Raw genomic sequence first — 713 nt, forward strand, 5'->3', positions numbered from 1 at the left:
CTGCCGGAGTTCAACGCGCTGTACCCGCACATCGATCTGGAACTGCATCTGTCCATCCCGTTCCTCGACGTGAAAGCCGAGGACACCGATGTCGAGATCCGCTACGGCACCGGCCGCTATCCGGACCTGAAGACCACGCTGCTGCTCAACGAGCCGGTCTTTCCGGCGTGCGGGCGTGGCTACTTCGAGCAGATCAGCGGCAACACGATCACCGAAGCATCGCAGTTGCTGAACCTCACGCTGCTGCGCAGCCCGCTGGAGCCGTGGCGCCCGTGGTTTGAGGCGGCCGGGCTGGACGCAGTGGAGCCCGCGACCGGTTCGCTGTTCAACGACATCGGCCTGATGCTGGAAGCGGTGGCCTCCAACCAGGGCGTGGCGCTGGTTCGGCAAGCCATGGCACGCAACTGGCTCGCTTCAGGTCAGATCGTCCGGCTGCTGGACATCGAATCGGCATCGCCACATGCTTACTACATCGTCCAGCGCGAGCAGGCGCCGATGAAGCCCGAGGCGCGGCAGTTTGTGGACTGGTTGCTTGGGCTGGATTGGTAAACCGGTCAGCCGTGGGCCGCCAAGCCTCGTAACTGGACCTCAAACCACCGGATTCGAAACTTTTAGTATCGACGTTGACGTTCGGAACCCCAGCGTCGATGAAAAAAGCAGCAACGTCGGAGCAAAAAGCGTCATGGGTCGAGCCTCCGGGCCTCGAAGTTGGC

The 713-nt window shown here is 62.4% G+C and carries 1 protein-coding gene; it reads left to right on the forward strand.

What is annotated here, in order from left to right; all coding sequences use genetic code 11:
* Positions 1 to 549: LysR substrate-binding domain-containing protein (locus FUT88_RS26020; protein ID WP_261797291.1), on the forward strand; the 549-nt coding region annotated here is incomplete at its 5' end.
* Between the last annotated feature and the right edge of the window lie 164 nt (positions 550 to 713).

This window comes from Ralstonia sp. TCR112, assembly GCF_007997035.1.
In the GTDB taxonomy this organism is placed as follows: Bacteria; Pseudomonadota; Gammaproteobacteria; order Burkholderiales; family Burkholderiaceae; genus Ralstonia; species Ralstonia edaphi.